The sequence below is a fragment of the Mesorhizobium sp. genome, assembly GCF_005063415.1.
Taxonomy (GTDB): domain Bacteria; phylum Pseudomonadota; class Alphaproteobacteria; order Rhizobiales; family Rhizobiaceae; genus Mesorhizobium.
Map to the genome: position 1 here is coordinate 1 of NZ_SUEG01000420.1, position 240 is coordinate 240.

Below are 240 nucleotides of genomic sequence, written 5' to 3' on the forward strand. Positions count from 1 at the left end.
GCGACCAGCAGGCCGGGCGTGCAGGCGCCGCACTGTGCTGCGCCATGGCTGAGAAACGAAGCCTGCAGCGCCGACAGCCGGCCATTGCCGAGACCTTCGACGGTCGTCACCACGGTGCCGGAGGCGGAAGCCGCGGGCACCAGGCAGGCGCAGACCGGCTCGCCGTCGACCAGCACCGTGCAGGCGCCGCAATCGCCCGCATCACAGCCGATCTTGGTGCCGGTCAGCCGCAGCTCGTCG

General features: G+C 72.1%; 1 protein-coding gene. It reads right to left on the reverse strand.

The window, feature by feature from the left end:
* Window positions 1-240: 2Fe-2S iron-sulfur cluster-binding protein (locus E5W70_RS32880; protein WP_292665533.1), on the reverse strand; the 240-nt coding region annotated here is incomplete at both ends.